The organism is Streptomyces sp. NPDC052107, from assembly GCF_040680215.1.
GTDB lineage: Bacteria > Actinomycetota > Actinomycetes > Streptomycetales > Streptomycetaceae > Streptomyces.
In genome coordinates this window covers 1-14,616 of sequence record NZ_JBFAWG010000062.1, presented here as the reverse complement: position 1 = coordinate 14,616, position 14,616 = coordinate 1, and the positions used below count along the sequence as shown (strand labels likewise).

Annotated in this window: 14 protein-coding genes; 10 read left to right on the top strand and 4 right to left on the bottom strand. The window is 74.2% G+C overall.

All coding sequences use genetic code 11. The features are described 5' to 3' along the window. The first annotated feature begins 211 nt into the window (after positions 1 to 211). From AB0M27_RS36325 to AB0M27_RS36315, 3 genes are read left to right on the top strand one after another with little or no spacing between them, the layout of a single operon-like run. Positions 212 to 1,900 (top strand): hypothetical protein, encoded by a 1,689-nt coding sequence (locus AB0M27_RS36325; RefSeq protein ID WP_365728425.1) that lies wholly within the window; start codon positions 212 to 214, stop codon positions 1,898 to 1,900. Between the two features lie 57 nt (positions 1,901 to 1,957). After that, entirely contained in the window at positions 1,958 to 3,184 is a 1,227-nt protein-coding gene (locus tag AB0M27_RS36320) for an AAA family ATPase (RefSeq protein WP_365728423.1), read from the top strand. Further along, positions 3,181 to 4,422: a VWA-like domain-containing protein gene (locus AB0M27_RS36315; RefSeq protein WP_365728421.1), complete on the top strand. Its 1,242-nt coding sequence runs from the start codon at positions 3,181 to 3,183 to the stop codon at positions 4,420 to 4,422. The genes AB0M27_RS36320 and AB0M27_RS36315 overlap by 4 nt, the downstream gene beginning before the upstream one ends. A gap of 121 nt (positions 4,423 to 4,543) precedes the next feature. Here AB0M27_RS36315 and AB0M27_RS36310 read toward each other — a convergent pair whose 3' ends face one another. After that, complete coding sequence (locus AB0M27_RS36310; protein WP_365728419.1) at positions 4,544 to 5,647, bottom strand: hypothetical protein; 1,104 nt, start codon at positions 5,645 to 5,647, stop codon at positions 4,544 to 4,546. 124 nt (positions 5,648 to 5,771) lie between these two features. Between AB0M27_RS36310 and AB0M27_RS36305 the strand changes: the two genes are divergently transcribed. Continuing rightward, positions 5,772 to 6,170 (top strand): MarR family winged helix-turn-helix transcriptional regulator, encoded by a 399-nt coding sequence (locus AB0M27_RS36305; RefSeq protein ID WP_365728468.1) that lies wholly within the window; start codon positions 5,772 to 5,774, stop codon positions 6,168 to 6,170. A 38-nt stretch (positions 6,171 to 6,208) separates the two neighbouring features. On the opposite strand, the gene AB0M27_RS36300 is transcribed toward AB0M27_RS36305, so the two are convergent. Further along, on the bottom strand, positions 6,209 to 6,970 hold the full coding sequence (locus AB0M27_RS36300; protein WP_365728417.1) for a GNAT family N-acetyltransferase: 762 nt from the start codon (positions 6,968 to 6,970) through the stop codon (positions 6,209 to 6,211). Continuing rightward, complete coding sequence (locus AB0M27_RS36295; protein ID WP_365728415.1) at positions 6,967 to 7,887, bottom strand: NADP-dependent oxidoreductase; 921 nt, start codon at positions 7,885 to 7,887, stop codon at positions 6,967 to 6,969. The genes AB0M27_RS36300 and AB0M27_RS36295 overlap by 4 nt, the downstream gene beginning before the upstream one ends. Positions 7,888 to 8,068: 181 nt before the next feature. Between AB0M27_RS36295 and AB0M27_RS36290 the strand changes: the two genes are divergently transcribed. The 6 genes from AB0M27_RS36290 (at position 8,069) to AB0M27_RS36265 (ending at position 13,791) form a co-directional block, all read left to right on the top strand. After that, a complete protein-coding gene (locus AB0M27_RS36290; protein WP_365728413.1) occupies positions 8,069 to 8,674 on the top strand; it encodes a sulfite oxidase-like oxidoreductase in 606 nt (201 codons plus the stop codon). 361 nt (positions 8,675 to 9,035) lie between these two features. Continuing rightward, positions 9,036 to 9,755 (top strand): ferredoxin reductase, encoded by a 720-nt coding sequence (locus AB0M27_RS36285; RefSeq protein ID WP_365728466.1) that lies wholly within the window; start codon positions 9,036 to 9,038, stop codon positions 9,753 to 9,755. Between the two features lie 221 nt (positions 9,756 to 9,976). Further along, the gene (locus AB0M27_RS36280) at positions 9,977 to 10,561 is read left to right on the top strand and encodes a hypothetical protein (RefSeq protein WP_365728411.1); all 585 of its coding nucleotides are present in this window, start codon (positions 9,977 to 9,979) and stop codon (positions 10,559 to 10,561) included. Positions 10,562 to 10,663: 102 nt separating this feature from the next. Beyond that, complete coding sequence (locus tag AB0M27_RS36275) at positions 10,664 to 11,632, top strand: acetylxylan esterase (RefSeq protein WP_365728409.1); 969 nt, start codon at positions 10,664 to 10,666, stop codon at positions 11,630 to 11,632. 118 nt (positions 11,633 to 11,750) lie between these two features. Continuing rightward, positions 11,751 to 12,917: a serine hydrolase domain-containing protein gene (locus AB0M27_RS36270; RefSeq protein ID WP_365728407.1), complete on the top strand. Its 1,167-nt coding sequence runs from the start codon at positions 11,751 to 11,753 to the stop codon at positions 12,915 to 12,917. Positions 12,918 to 13,047: 130 nt separating this feature from the next. Then, complete coding sequence (locus tag AB0M27_RS36265; RefSeq protein ID WP_365728406.1) at positions 13,048 to 13,791, top strand: GntR family transcriptional regulator; 744 nt, start codon at positions 13,048 to 13,050, stop codon at positions 13,789 to 13,791. Here AB0M27_RS36265 and AB0M27_RS36260 read toward each other — a convergent pair. Beyond that, positions 13,761 to 14,513, bottom strand: coding sequence for a class I SAM-dependent methyltransferase (locus tag AB0M27_RS36260; RefSeq protein ID WP_365728404.1), 753 nt, complete (start codon positions 14,511 to 14,513; stop codon positions 13,761 to 13,763). The two genes, AB0M27_RS36265 and AB0M27_RS36260, sit on opposite strands and share 31 nt — an antisense overlap. Positions 14,514 to 14,616 lie beyond the last annotated feature (103 nt).

The window sequence follows — 14,616 nt, the reverse complement described above, 5'->3', positions numbered from 1 at the left end:
GCCTTTCGGAGCGCGGGACTTCAGGGCGCTCTCGCGGTCACCGTTGCCGGTGCACCGTCCGCGACCGGACGGCCACCATACCCCAAGGTGCGCGCCCGGTTTCCTGCAGGAAAAACACGTGGCGCGGTGCCGGGCGGGCGGCTACGCTCGCCACGATGACGACTCACGCCTCGCAGAGAACGGGGGTCCCGTCCGCGCAAGGTGAGCGCTGATGCTCCCTTCCACCGCGTACGGGGAATCCCGGCTTTCCTTGTGGCTGCGCGTACGGACCTACGCCGTGCCACCATCCATGATCGAGCTCGCCACCGGCCGCCGCGCCGCCGGGGACTGGGCGGGGGCCTGCGCCGCCGCCCGGATCGACGTCGACCTCGATCTGCGTTCCGTCGCCCGCGCCCACGGCCGGGAGATCGCGGTCCGGCTCCGCGCCGACCTCCGCCGTCTCGCCCCGGACCTGCTGCGCTGGCACATGCCGAGGATCGCGCCCGACGGGCTGCTGCGCCCCGGCCTGACCCTGACCCTGGCCCGGTACGAGCGGCCCGGCCGGGCCGGCCCGCTGCATCTCGTGGCCCGTACCCCACCGGCCTGGGCGGACGCCGGCCAGCGGATCAGCCTCGCCCTGTTCGATCCGGCCGAGGCGCCCGCCGGCCGCCATCCGCATCCCCGCCCGAACCGCCGCTACCGGCTCGATCTGCACCGGCATCTGTGGGACGCGAGCAGGGCCGGCGAGCTGCGCGACCGGTCGGGCGCCGGCGGTCCCGCGCCACCTGACCGCGATCCGCTGGGTCTCGTCACGCCGGGGCAGGGCTGTGCCGTCGGCCGGTGGGCGGCCGAGGCGGCCATCCTGCTGCGCGCCGAAGGACACTCCGGCGGAACCTTCGCCGTACGACTAGGCGGCCGTCGCCGACTGGTGCTGACGGTGGCGGCGGACGGGGGTGACGCGCCGGATCCGGCCGAGAACCGGCGCGGGGCCGACCCGGCCGACGGGCCGCCAGGCCTGGCCGGGCCGCGGCACCGTGGCCGACCGCACCACGTCGCGGACGGGGGTGACGCCGCCGAGAACCGACGCGGGGCCGACCCGGCCGAACGGCCCACGGACGCGGCCGGACCCCGGCGCCGTGGCCGACCGCATCACCTCGCGGACGAGGGCGACGCCCCGAATCCGGCCGAGTACCGGCGCGAGGCCGGCCCGTCCGACGGGCCGCCAGGCGCGGCCGGGCTCCCGTACCAGGTCGCGGGCCGCGGCGGTGCGCCGAGCCTGCGGATCGTCGACGAGCTTCCGCCGGGCGGCCTGTCCGCCGTGCCGGTGCTGCCCGATGCGGCGACCTGGGTGGCGCCCGACCTGGAGTTGCTGCGTGCCGGGCTGCTCGGTGCGGACCGGCTGCATCCCCTGGTCGCCGCCGCGCTGGTACCCGGCCACACGGCGCCCGGTGTGGTCCGCGATCCGGATCCGGTGGAGCAGGCGCGTCGGGTGGAGTGCCGGGGAGCCACGCACCGGATCGGCCTGGTCGACGGCGTCCTGGTACCGCTGGACCACGATCCGGACGAGATCCGGCGCGAGGAACTGCTCGCCGCGCTCGGCGGGCCGCCACTGCCCTGTCTACGGGTCATCGATGAGGCGCACCGGCGCCCCGACTGCCTCTCCGGTGTGCGGGAACGGCTGGACCACGGGGACACCGAAGGCGCCCTCGCCGTGGTCGAGGGGCTGCTGGGCCCCGGCGCGGTGCTGCGCGGGGGACCGCTGCGGGACGAGCTCACGGCGGCCGCCGAGCGGCGTATCGCCTACGGGCTGTACCGGGCCGGTCTGACCGGCCCCGGCGGCACCTGCACCGGCCCGAGCCGCCGCACCGGCCGAAGCCGCCGTCCCACCCGACGGCAGTCCCGCACCGTCACCTTCTTCTGAACGTCCTTTCTCTTCCACGACTTCACGCCCTTCTTCACGCCCCTCAGGTGATCCCACATGACTGCTGCCACCGCTCCCCTCTCCCTCTCCCCTCAACTCGACGTCGCCGAAGCCCTGTTGGACTTGCTCCGCGACACGACCACCGAACCGCGCTCCGACGTGCAGCTGGAGGCGCTCACCCTGGCCGTGGCCGCCGATCTTCCGGTGCTGCTGTGGGGCGAGCCGGGCATCGGCAAGACGGCGGCGCTGACCCAGCTGGCCGCCGCCCTGGACCTGCCGTTGACGACCGTGATCGCGAGCGTCCACGAGCCGTCCGACTTCTCCGGCCTGCCCGTCGTGGGAGACGATCCGGCGGTGCAGGGCGTCCCGATGGCCCCGCCGGACTGGGCGGTGCGGCTCGTACGGGCCGGGCGGGGACTGCTGTTCCTGGACGAGCTGTCCACCGCTCCCCCGGCGGTGCAGGCGGCCCTGCTGCGGCTCGTGCTGGAGCGACGGATCGGCGCGCTGCGGCTGCCGCCCGGGGTGCGGATCGTGGCCGCCGCCAACCCGCGCTCCTCGGCGGCCGACGGCTGGGAGCTGAGCCCGCCGCTGGCCAACCGTTTCGTGCACCTGCAGTGGGCCCACGACCACGACGTCGTCGTACGGGGCCTCGGCGGGACCTGGCCGTGCGCGACCCTGCCCCGGCTCGCCCCGGAGCGGCTGGCCGAGGCCGTGGCCTTCGCCCGCCGTGCGGTGTGCGCATTCCTCGTCGCACGGCCGGGGTTGGTGCACCGGCTGCCGAGCGGCGAGAGCCGCCGGGGCGGCGCATGGCCGTCGCCCCGGAGCTGGGAGGCGACGCTGCGGCTGATCGCCTTCGCGACCGCCGCCGGCTCGTCGCGGGACGTGCTGTCACTGCTGGTCCGGGGCACCGTGGGAGACGGCCCCGGGCTCGAACTGCTGGCGAGCCTGGACCGGATGGACCTGCCCGACCCCGAGACGCTGCTCGCCGACCCGGCGGGTGCCGAACTGCCCGAGCGCGGGGATCTCCGGCAGGCCGTGCTCGACGGCGTGGTGGACGCGGTCCGCAAACGCCCCGAGCGGTCGCGCTGGGACGCGGCCTGGGCCGTGCTGGTGCGGGCGATGGAGACCGGGGCACCGGACGTGGTGGTCGTCCGGGCGACCACGCTGGCCGCTCTGCGCCGGGAGGACTGGGACGTGCCGGCGGCGGTCGAGCGGCTGGCCGGAGTGGTGTCGCTGTCCCGGCGGGCCGAGCAGGCCGCCCGCGTCGCCGGGGCACGCCGATGACGGCGGACGCGCCCGGCGCGCTGGACCGCGGCAAGCTGTTCGCCGCGCGGCTGCACGCGGCCCGGGCCCGGCCGTATCTGGCGACGGCCCTGTTCGCGCTGCGGCCGGTGGAGTCGCGGGCGGTTCCGACGATGGGCGTCGACCGGTACTGGCGGTGCTATGTCTCCCCGGCGTTCGTGGATCGCACACCGGTGGCGGAACTGGCGGCGGTGTGGGTGCACGAGGTGGCGCATCTGCTGCGCGACCATCACGGGCGCAGCGACCGGTTCGCCCGCGAGCACCAGCTGACCGGGCCGGCGGAACGGCTGCGGATGAACATCGCCGCCGACTGCGAGATCAACGACGACGTGTACGGCGACGGGCTGGTGCGCCCCGAAGACGCCGTGACGCCAGGGACGTTGGGGCTGCGCCCGGGCGAGCTCATGGAGGACTACCTGCGGCGGTTCCGGCTCGGGTCGCGGCTTGAACGACTGGCCTGGCTGGACTGCGGCAGCGGCGCCGACGGGCGGGACCGGGGCTGGGAGCTGGGGCCGGACGGCGCGCACGGGCTGAGCGAGCAGGAGCGGGACGCGATCCGGTTCCGGGTGGCGCAGGGCATCAAGGGCCATCCGGGCAGCGCCCCGCAGGGCTGGCGGCGGTGGGCGGAGGAGGTGTTCCATCCGCCGCAACCATGGCGGCAGTTGCTGGGCTCGGCCCTGCGGTCGGCGGTCTCCGCTCCGGGTGTGCGCGAGGACTACAGCTACGGCCGGCCGGCGCGGCGTTCGGTCGCGCTGCCCGGGGTCGTGCTGCCGAGTCTGCGGCGCCGGCCGCCCCGGGTGTGCGTCGTCATCGACACCTCGGGGTCGGTCAGCGACGCCGAACTGGGCAGCGCGCTGCTGGAGGTGACCGCGATCTGCCGGGCCGTGGGCGGCCGGCGGGACCTGGTCTCCGTACTGTCCTGCGATGCCGCGGCCCAGACCGTGCAGCCGCTGTGCCGGACGGAGGGCATCGAGCTGGTGGGCGGCGGCGGGACGGATCTGCGCACGGGGTTCGCCCGCGCACTGCGCACGCGACCTGACGCGGTGGTGGTCCTGACCGACGGTCAGACGCCGTGGCCGGACGAACGGCCGTCATGTCGGACGGTGGTGGGACTGTTTCCGCGGGCCGGTGGCTCGTACGACGAGAACCGCCCCGACTACCAGCCGGACACGCCGCCGGCGTGGGCGCGGGTGGTGACGCTCGGGTCGGCTGCGGGGTGACGGGCGAAGGCGCGGACAGGAAGCCCACTCCATCGAAGTACCGGCAGAGGCTTGTCCGGTGAGGCGCCGGCCGGGAGTACGCCCGTCGCCGGGCGTGCTCCCCGTCCTGGACGGCATCGGGTCAGACGCCGACCGTTTCCTCGGCCTCCTCCTCGGCCTCCTCCTCGGCCGCCCGCGCCGCTTCCCGCTCGGTCGGCAGCACGGCGGGCGAGGCAGTCGCCTCGGTCTCGGTCGTGGGGGTGCCGGTGTGGCCGACCGCGTGCCGGGCCCGGCGGGGACGCTCGTACAGGGCGGCGATCCCCGTCACGACCAGGCCCACCAGCAGCCAGACCACGAGTGTCGACACGTTGCGCGACAGACCGCCGTCGCCGAAGTACAGCAGGCTGCGGACGCCCTCGACGAAGCCGGCGCCGTTCCAGAAGGCGTGCAGCGTGCCGAAGAAGCCGTTCTGCAGCTCGGGGCGGAACAAGCCGCCGGAGCTGGTGAAGTTGAGCATCACGAACAGCACCATCATGGTGAGCGTGGTCCACCGCTTGAGGAAGGTGTGCAGGCCGACGCCGATGAAGAGGATGCCGGCCGAGTACAGCCAGGCCATGCCCCACACGCCCGCGAGATCGTGGTGGGCGAGGTGGAACACCGGTCCCGCGAGCAGCGCTCCGATGCCGCTGACGGCGGCGGAGACACCGAGCGTGAGCAGCGCCCGTACCCGCATCGAGAGGGCGGCGCCCGCGGCACCGAGGGCGGCGACCGAGGCGTAGGAGCCGATGCTGAGGGCGATCAGCAGGAAGAACAGGCCCTGGCCTGTGGGGTCGTCGGCGACCGGCTCGGCCACGTCGGTGACCTTCAGCGGCACGCCCTCCTCGGCGGCGACCGGCGTGAAGACCTTCTCGACGGCCGTCGCGCCCATGTCGGAGGCGGCGCTCGCCACCAGCAGCTCGGGCGCCTTGGCGCTCGGTACATAGGCGCCGGTCACATCGCGGGCCTTCAGCAGGTCGACGGCGTCGGCGCGGGTCGCGACCGTGCGGACGTCGAGCTTGTCCCCGGCGGTGTCCTTGACCGTCTGGGCGAAGACCTTGGCCTGCGGGGCGCTGCCGACGACGGCGACCGGCAGGTGGTGCGGCTCCGGGGTCACGAAGGCCCCCATGTACGCGAGCCCCATGCCCACGCACATCAGCAGCGGGGTGATCAGGTGCGTGAGCACATGGCGCAGTGCCGGTGACCTCATCGCGCGCGAACCCCCAAAGGTTGGCTTATACAACTTTCACTTCTAGTTGTACTATACAACTAGCCGCCGGAGGAGGTATCCCGTGAGCGCAGCGGAGTCGGCCGTCGAGACGATCCAGCGCGAGATGACCGTCTTCGCGCGCCGGGCCCGCGCCTCGGCGGGCCGTATGCACCCCGAGCTGTCCCTGGTGTCGTACACCCTGCTCAGCCACCTGGAAGAGCGCGACGGCTGCCGGGCGACGGATCTCGCCGCCCACTACGCGCTGGACAAGTCCACGGTCAGCCGCCAGGTGGCCGCACTGGAGCGAGCCGGGCTGATCGAGCGCCGCCTGGACCCGGAGGACCACCGGGTCCAGGTGCTGCATCTGACGGAGGCCGGCCGGGAGATCCTCGCCCAGGTCACCCGCAGCCGCCGGACCGCGTTCCGCGCGCGGCTCGCCGGCTGGCCGGAGGAGGACCTGGTGCGCTTCGCGGCCTACCTGGTGCGGTACAACGCGGGTCCGGGTGGGACCGGGGCCGACTGAGGATCACCGGGACAGGGCTGCGCCCCAGCCCGTGACGATCAGGCCACCGGGACCGCGGCCCGCTCGTCGGCCGGCAGTTCCGGGGCGCGCGCCGCGAGGAACGCCGTACGGCGGCGCAGCCGGAAGCCCAGGGACTCGTAGAGCCGGATCGCGCCCGTGTTCTGGGCGCTCGTGTGCAGGAAGGGCGTCTCGCCGCGCTCCCGTATGCCGTGCGCGACCGCGAGGATCAGCCGGGTGGCGAGGCCTTCGCCGCGGAAGGCGGGGTCGGTGCAGACCGCGCTGATCTCGGTGAAGCCCGGCGGGTGGAGCCGCTCCCCCGCCATGGCGATCAGCGCGCCGGCACGGCGGATGCCGAGGTAGGCGCCGAGTTCGACGGTGCGCGGCAGGAATGGTCCGGGCCGGGTGCGGGCCACGAGGTCGAGCATCTCGGGTACGTCCGCCGGGCCGAGGCGCACCGCCTCCGCGTCCGGCGCGGCGGCGAGGCCGTCGTCCACGAACTGCACGCCGTCGATCCGGAAGGTGATCTCCCAGCCGTCCGGCACCTCGCCGCGGTAGCCCGGCAGCGGGATCTCCGCGCCGGGACCGGCCAGCGCGGCCAGGTCCGCCCAGTCCCGCGCGTCCGGTTCGTCGGGCAGCGCCAGCCAGGGAGAGACCTCGGCGGGGTAACGCAGCACGCGGCCACGCCGCTCGGCGAATTGGGCGTGCGGTCCGGTCAGGGAGGCGAGGGCGGGGTTGTCGAGGACGTGCGGGGCGTCGGCGGCGGGCCCGTCGCCGACGCCCGCTCCGGCTATGAGACTCACGCGGCCACCTCGATCACGATCTTGCCGAGGGTGTGCCCGTCCTCGACCGCGCGCAGCGCCTGGCCGGCCTGCTCCAGCGGGAAGGCGCGGGTGATGTGCGGCTTCAGGGCGCCGCGTACGGCGAGGTCGGCCACCGCCTCGAGGACGGCGGCGGTGCGGACCCGCTGGACGGCGGCGCCGCCGAGCGCGGCCACGGCCTGCTGCGGCGAGCCCGCGGTGACCAGCTTGCCGCGGTCCTTCAGCAGTTCGGCGGCCTCGGTGAGCACCGGGCCGCCCACCAGGTCGTACACCCCGTCGATCCCGTCCGGCGCGGCGGACCGCACCCGCTCGACCAGATCGGGGCCGGAGGAGACGTGCACCGCGCCCAACGACTCCACGAACTCCTTCTTGCCCTCGCTCGCCACGCCCACGACCCGCAGTCCGAAGACGCGGGCGATCTGCACGGCCGCACTGCCGACGCCGCCGCCCGCGCCCGTCACCAGCAGGGTCGAGCCACCGGGCAGGTCGAGCTGGCGGACGCCGTCGTAGGCGGTGGCCGCGGCCACCGGGAGGGTGGCGGCGTCACGGAAGGACAGCCCGGCGGGTTTGTGGGCGGTCACGTCGGCGGTGAGCAGGGCGTACTCGGCGTATGCGCCATGGGCGGGGCCGAACACCTCGTCGCCGGCGGCGAAGCCGGTGACTCCCGGACCAACCTCCGCGACGACGCCGGCGGCCTCGCTGCCGAAGACCACCGGAAAGACCCGCTCGCCCTCGCCGGGGCGGCGGAAGCCCTGGCGCAGCTTCCAGTCGACGGGGTTGACGCCCGCCGCGCGGACCGCGATCAGGATCTCGCCGGGGCCCGGACCGGGGCGGTCCAGATCGATCAGCGCCTCGGCCTCCGGTCCCCCGTGCCGCGTGTAGACATACGCCTTGGACATGCTGTTTTCCCTCGCTTCTCTTGCCCTGCCACCGGTGTACCGGTGCCGGCATCGAGCGCAAAGGAGAAGCGCCGCGAAGCTATTCCCAGGCTCCGAAAGAGTTCATCCATCCGCAATCATCCGGACCTGACGGGCGGTGACCAGGAACGGAGCACGTGGAAGGACAACGTACGGTTGAAGGATGAACGTTACGCGAGGCTTCACGGGCCGCCCGCGCGTCCACAACCCGGGACTGCCGCCGGGGCAGTACGACGCGGGCGAGGACTGGCCCGTCCTGTCCGCCGAGGTCACCCCCGACCTCGCACCGGCCGACTGGTCCTTCCGGATCGACGGCCTGGTCGAGCGGCCGCACACCTGGGACTGGGACGGGGCGCACGCACTGCCGGCGTCGGCGTACGGCGGCGACATCCACTGTGTGACCGGCTGGTCGAAGTTCGGCGTGCGTTTCGGCGGGGTCTCGCTGGACGCGTTCTTCGATGTGGTGCGGCCCCATGTGTCCGCCACCCATGTGGTCGCCCGCTCCCACACCGGCTACACCACCAACCTGCCGCTCGCCGACCTCACCGACGGGCGGGCCTGGATCGTCTGGGAGTACGACGGCGAGCCGCTGCCGGCCGAGCACGGCGGCCCGGCGCGGCTGCTGGTGCCCCACCTCTACTTCTGGAAGAGCGTCAAGTGGATCGCCGGCCTCACGCTCCTCGACCACGACGAGCCGGGCTTCTGGGAACGCAACGGCTACCACGAACGCGGCAACCCCTGGGAGGAGCAGCGGTACTCCGGTGACTGACACGGTGACGACGAACCCGAAGACTCCGGCCCAGGACGCGGCCGCCCCCTCCACGCCCTCGGCCCCGTTCACCGGCGCCACGACGCCGGAAGCGGCCGCCTGCGCGCCGGACGAGTCCGCCCGCGCTGCGGCCCCGAGCCCCGCCGCCCCTGCCGCGGGCCCGACCGCCAGGGCGGCAACCCAGAACCCGAAGACTCCGCCCCCGGATACGGCCACCCCCTCCACGGCCTCTGAGCCGACCGGACCCGCCACGGCCCCCGACCTCGCTGCCCGCTCGCACGACACGGCCGCGCTCCTGGCCGCGCCCGCCCTCGCCCCGGCCGCCCCGTCCTCCGGCGCCGCCGTCGCGAGGCGCTTCGCCGTGCCCGGACGCATCGAGGTGAGCAATCGAGTGGCGGCCGTGTGGCAGCTCGCGACGGTGGTGGAGATCCGGCATGAGACGCCGCGCGTGGCCACCTTCCGGCTGGCGGTGCCGGGATGGGCGGGGCATCTGCCGGGCCAGCATCTGATGCTGCGTCTGACCGCGCCGGACGGTTACGTGGCCCAGCGCCACTACTCGATCGCGTCGGCGCCGGACGACTCCGGGCACATCGAGCTGACCCTGGACCAGGTGCCGGACGGCGAGGTCTCCGGCTGGTTCCACACGGTCGCCCGCCCCGGTGACACGGTCGAGGTGCGCGGGCCGCTGAGCGGTTTCTTCGCCTGGCCAGGCGACCGGCCCGCGCTGCTGGTCGGCGCCGGCTCCGGGATCGTCCCGCTGATGTCGATGGTGCGGCACCACCGCAACCGCGGTCTCACCATGCCGCTGCGCATGCTGGTGTCCGCGCGCAGCCCCGAGGAGCTGATCTACGCGGCCGAACTGGGCCCGGAGACCACGCCCGTCTTCACTCGCAGCGCCCCACAGGGTGAGCCCGTGGGACGTATGGCGACCGCACATGTGGTGCCGCTCCTGGCCGAGCAGCCTCCCGGTGGGTGGGAGGCCTATGTGTGCGGATCCAACGGGTTCGCCGAGCACGCGTCCAGGCTGCTGGTCGCGGCGGGCCAGCCGGTGGACCGGATCCGGATCGAGCGCTTCGGCTGACCGTCCAGGTCGTGCGCCGGGGTCGTTCACGCGACCGTGGGGCGCATGGCGCGTTCCGTGCTCCAGGTGGGCTTGAACTCGCGGTTCGCGGCGTGAGCGAGGTGCTCCGTACGGGGTACGAGACGGGTGTGGATGCTCGTGTGCGTGAGCGGCGGAGGGAGTGACGGGCCTCAGGTACCGGCTCGTCGGCTCTCCGGCTGCGACGGGGCGAGGAGGTGGACATGCGTACCCGGGTGCGTGCCTGGCGCTGGCGGCGCAATCCGTTGCGGCGCCACTCGGATGTCGTGGAGGCATGGACGGTGCTCATCATCGCCGTCCTTCTGTTCGTGGTCACACCGCTGGTCGGCGTGGCCGCGGGTCTGCGCGCGCATGACACGGCCCAGGGCGTCGCGGCCACCCAGCGGGCCGAGCGCCACCAGGTGCGCGCGCAGGTGTTCGGCGACCCGCCCGAGCGGCTCCCCGGCGAGCAGGGCGACCGCGCGTATCCGTACCGCGCCCACGTCCGCTGGACCGAGCCCGGCAAGGGGACCCGTACCGCGTGGGCCCGGGTGACGGCGGGGACCCGTACCGGTGACACGGTCTCGGTGTGGCTCGACGCCCGGGGCCGCAGTGCCGCGCCGCCGCCGAACGCCGCGGCGGTCTGGCAGCACACGGTGACCGTCGGGCTGGTGGCGGCAGGCGGTACGGCGGCCTTCGTGCTTCTCGGACACGCCGTCGAGCGCCGGATCGCGCTGCGCCACCGGCTCGCGGAGTGGGAACGGGAGTGGGCGCGGACGGGACCGAGGTGGACCCAGCCGCGGGCGTGACAGGTGCCCGGCCGCCGAGAGGGAGCAACCGCTTACTGGTCAGTCATCCGGCGCCCACGTACGGTGAGCTGACGCAGTCTCCCTTCGCAAAGGTGGTTGTAGATGGCCCTGTTCGACCTGCCCCTGGAGCAACTCCGCGAGCACCGCAGCGCCTCCACCGAGCCCGAGGACTTCGACGCCTTCTGGGACAAGACCCTGGAGGAGGCACGCGAGCACGAGTTGCACGCCCGCTTCGAGCCGGTGGACACCGGGCTGTCGACGGTCCAGGTGTACGACGTGACGTTCGCCGGGTTCGGCGGCCACCCGGTCAGGGGCTGGCTCCGGCTGCCGGCCGGCGCGACCGAACCGCTGCCGCTGGTCGTGGAGTTCGTCGGCTACGGCGGCGGGCGCGGGCTGCCGCACGAGAGCCTGCTGTGGGCCTCGACGGGCCGGGCGCACTTCGTGATGGACACCCGCGGCCAGGGCAGCGCCTGGGGCGCCGGGGGCGGCACGGCGGACCCCGTCGGCGCGGCCCCGGCGTACCCCGGCTTCATGACGCGGGGCGTCGACGCGCCCGAGAACTACTACTACCGCCGGGTGTTCACGGACGCCGTACGCGCCGTCGAGGCGGCCCGTTCGCATCCGCTGACCGACGCGGCGCGTACCGTGGCGCTCGGCGCCAGCCAGGGCGGCGGCATCACCCTGGCCGTCGGCGGTCTGGTCCCGGACCTGGTCGCGGTGGCGCCCGACGTGCCGTTCCTGTGCGACTTCCCGCGCGCGACCACGCTGACGGACCGGCATCCCTACCGCGAGATCGGCCTGTTCCTCAAGACGCACCGCGGCCGCGCGGCGGAGGTGCTGCGCACGCTGTCCTACTTCGACGGAGTGCACTTCGCGGCCCGCGGCCGGGCGCCGGCCCTCTTCTCGGCGGCGCTGGAGGACCAGACCTGCCCGCCGTCGACCGTGTTCGCCGCGTTCAACGCCTGGGCGCACGAGGACAAGGCGATCGAGGTCTACGACTTCAACGACCACGAGGGCGGCGGCCCCTTCCACGAGCTGGAGAAGCTGCGCTGGCTGCGGTCGTACGCCTGAGGCGGCGGGCGGGCGCGAGTGTCCGCCGGGCACTTCCCTCCAGTCCGACCAGTCGGTACGTTCAGGGAACCCGGGTCGCAGCGTCGCGGCCCGGCTTTCCGGCGACGACGGAGGTCCCATGTCCGCGCACGAGACACAGGTCCACGGCCACTGCGACGCGCGCTTCGCGGCGGTGCGTGAGGCGTTCGAGGACAACTTCCGGGAGCGGGGCGAACTGGGCGCCGCGGTGGCGGTGACCGTCGACGGCACCACGGTGGTGGACCTCTGGGGCGGCCTGGCGGACGCGGCCGGCACCCGGCCGTGGGAGCGGGACACGCTGGTGAACGTGTGGTCCACCACCAAGGGCCCGGTGGCGCTGTGCGCGCACCTGCTCGCCGACCGGGGGCTGCTCGACCTCGACGCGCCCGTGGCCGTGTACTGGCCGGAATTCGCGGCGGCGGGCAAGGAGAAGGTGCTCGTACGGCATCTGCTGTCGCACCGCGCCGGGCTGTCCGGGCTGCGCGAGCCGCACTCCCTGGCGGACCTGTACGACTGGGAGCTCACGACCGCCCGGCTGGCGGCGACCGAGCCGTGGTGGGAGCCGGGCACCCGCTCCGGGTACCACGCGCTGACGTACGGCTTCCTGGTCGGCGAGGTCGTCCGGCGGATCTCGGGGCTGCGGCCGGGGGCCTTCCTGGAGCAGGAGGTGACCGGGCCGCTCGGGATCGACTTCGCGGTCGGGCTGCCGGCGAAGGAGGCGGGCCGGGCGGCCGAGATGGTGCATCCGCCGACCGCGTCACGCAGTGAACAGGCGGCGATCTTCAGCCAGTTGACGCCCGCCGCGCTGGCGGCGCTGACCAATCCGGCGGTCGGGGCGGCGGAGGCGAACACGCCCGAGTGGCGCGCGGCGGAGATCCCCGCGGCGAACGGGCACGGCACCGCACGCGCCGTCGCCGCGCTGTACGCCGTCTTCGCCGGGCGCGGCTCCCACGGCGGGCGGCGCATCCTGTCGCCGGAGGCGGCGGAGCGGGTGCGCGAGGGCCAGGGAAGCTGCCGCGATCTGGTGCTGGGCGCGGGCTTGGAGGGCGAGACCGAGATCGGGCTCGGCCTGTGGCTGAGCGGGTCGAACGGGTCGTACGGCCCGAATCCGCGGGCTTTCGGTCATGACGGTTTCGGTGGCTCGTGCGGACTCGCCGACCCCGAGGCGGGCGTGTCGCTGGGGTACGTGATGAACCGGATGGGGCCGCGCATCGCCGACGACCCACGGAAGATGGCGCTGATCGACGCCCTGTACAGCGCCTTGTGACGGCGTGATCGCGCGGGTGGGTTTCGGCCGAACCGGCAGACCGGTCTTCCCTTGTGGTTTAGACCAATGCTAATTGTGGTCGCGCAACGAGCCCGCACGACTACGTCTTGTCACAACAGGAGGGCGCGGCATGGCCCGCACCACCCCGCACGAACCCGCGCAGAGCGACGACCGGCCCCTGTACGGACGGATCGCGGCGCTGCTCCTCGACGAACTGCGCGCCGGCAGCATACCGCCGGGTGAACGCCTGCCGGGCGAGCGGCACCTGGCCGCGTACTTCCAGGTCAGCCGGGAGACCGTCCGGCAGGCGCTGGAGGTGCTGCGGCGCAGCGGTGCCGTCGCCACCGACCGGCGGGGCAGCCATGCGACGCTGCCCGCCCGGCCGGTCGCGGCGCCGGGGACGCCGGCCTTCCCGCTCGGCGCCCGCTCGGCGGACCCGTCCGCGGTCGACCGGGCCACGGTGACCTGGGAGACGCCGCCGGAGGAGCACGCGCGGGCGCTGGGCCTCGCCCCGCACCGGCCGACGCTGGTGCACCGCTACCGGTCGGCCACGCCGGACGGCCGGTCGCTGCGCAGGGCGGTGACGTCGTTCTCGGCGGTGGCGCTGGCCGAGGTCGCGGAGCTGGCCCGCTACCGGGGCCGGGCCGACGGCAGCACCCCCGCGCAGCTGCGCCGGGCCTACGACTGGATGCGCAAGGCCGGCCTGTCCCTGCACCACCGCGATGCCATCACCCAGGTCGACGGCGCCTCCTCGGTGCGGGTGACCCGGCGGGTGCACGACCAGTACGCCCGGCCGCTGGAGATCACCGATCTGGTGGTGGACGCCGAACGGGACGCGCTGGTCTACGAGTTCACACTGCCCGCGGCCGGCTGAGCCCGCCGGGCCACCACCAGCCGGGCCCGCGGGCTGCCGTCGCCGCGGCATCCGAACTCGGGCAGGGCGTGCAGCTCGACGGAGAACCCGGCGCGGTCCAACTCGCCGAGCACGCCGCCGAGTCGGAAGGCCCGGTAGTACATGACGAAGGGCGGCCGCCACAGCGCGTTGCGCACCCGCATCACCGCGTCGAAGCCGAGCAGCATCCAGAAGCCGGCCTGGGTCGGACGGGGCGGGGCGAGCACCGGGAAGGCGAACCGGCCGCCCGGCCGCAGGACGGAGTGGACCTGGGCGAACAGCCCCGGCAGTTCGCGTGGCAGGAAGTGACCGAACGCCCCGAAGGAGACCACGAGATCGAAGGCGGCCGCGAACGGCAGGGCCCGGGCGTCGCCCCGTATCCAGGTGACCCCGGGACTGCCCAGGGGCCGCACCCGCTGCCGGGCGATGTCGAGCATGCCCGCGCTGAAGTCGACCCCGGTGACGCTCCGGCGGCACAGTCCGGTCAGCACCTCGACGCCCGCGCCCGTGCCGCAGCACAGGTCGAGCCCGTCCTCGAAGGCGCCGAGCGGGGTGAGCGCCTTCACCACGGATTCCAGTACGCCGTCCGGCGTCCGGAAGGGCGTGTGGTCGAACTTCGGGGCGAGCAGGTCGTAGCCTTGCTCGACGGACGAAAGCGCCTGCACGGCGAGTTCGCGCAGGCTGGGGCCTTCAGGACCGAACATCTCCTCAGCCTAGAAGGCTCATGAAGATCTTGGTGAGGGGCTGTCCGGCCGTAGGCCGGGCAGCCCCTGTTCGCTATGCGGTGGCAGGGGCGAGTTGCCAGGT

Coding starts and splice junctions, on each gene's coding strand:
- AB0M27_RS36325 (WP_365728425.1), top strand. CDS start 212: ATGCTCCCTTCCACCGCGTACGGGGAATCCCGGCTTTCCTTGTGGCTG.
- AB0M27_RS36320 (WP_365728423.1), top strand. CDS start 1,958: ATGACTGCTGCCACCGCTCCCCTCTCCCTCTCCCCTCAACTCGACGTC.
- AB0M27_RS36315 (WP_365728421.1), top strand. CDS start 3,181: ATGACGGCGGACGCGCCCGGCGCGCTGGACCGCGGCAAGCTGTTCGCC.
- AB0M27_RS36310 (WP_365728419.1), bottom strand. CDS start 5,647: ATGAGGTCACCGGCACTGCGCCATGTGCTCACGCACCTGATCACCCCG.
- AB0M27_RS36305 (WP_365728468.1), top strand. CDS start 5,772: ATGACCGTCTTCGCGCGCCGGGCCCGCGCCTCGGCGGGCCGTATGCAC.
- AB0M27_RS36295 (WP_365728415.1), bottom strand. CDS start 7,887: ATGTCCAAGGCGTATGTCTACACGCGGCACGGGGGACCGGAGGCCGAG.
- AB0M27_RS36290 (WP_365728413.1), top strand. CDS start 8,069: ATGAACGTTACGCGAGGCTTCACGGGCCGCCCGCGCGTCCACAACCCG.
- AB0M27_RS36280 (WP_365728411.1), top strand. CDS start 9,977: ATGCGTACCCGGGTGCGTGCCTGGCGCTGGCGGCGCAATCCGTTGCGG.
- AB0M27_RS36275 (WP_365728409.1), top strand. CDS start 10,664: ATGGCCCTGTTCGACCTGCCCCTGGAGCAACTCCGCGAGCACCGCAGC.
- AB0M27_RS36270 (WP_365728407.1), top strand. CDS start 11,751: ATGTCCGCGCACGAGACACAGGTCCACGGCCACTGCGACGCGCGCTTC.
- AB0M27_RS36265 (WP_365728406.1), top strand. CDS start 13,048: ATGGCCCGCACCACCCCGCACGAACCCGCGCAGAGCGACGACCGGCCC.
- AB0M27_RS36260 (WP_365728404.1), bottom strand. CDS start 14,513: ATGTTCGGTCCTGAAGGCCCCAGCCTGCGCGAACTCGCCGTGCAGGCG.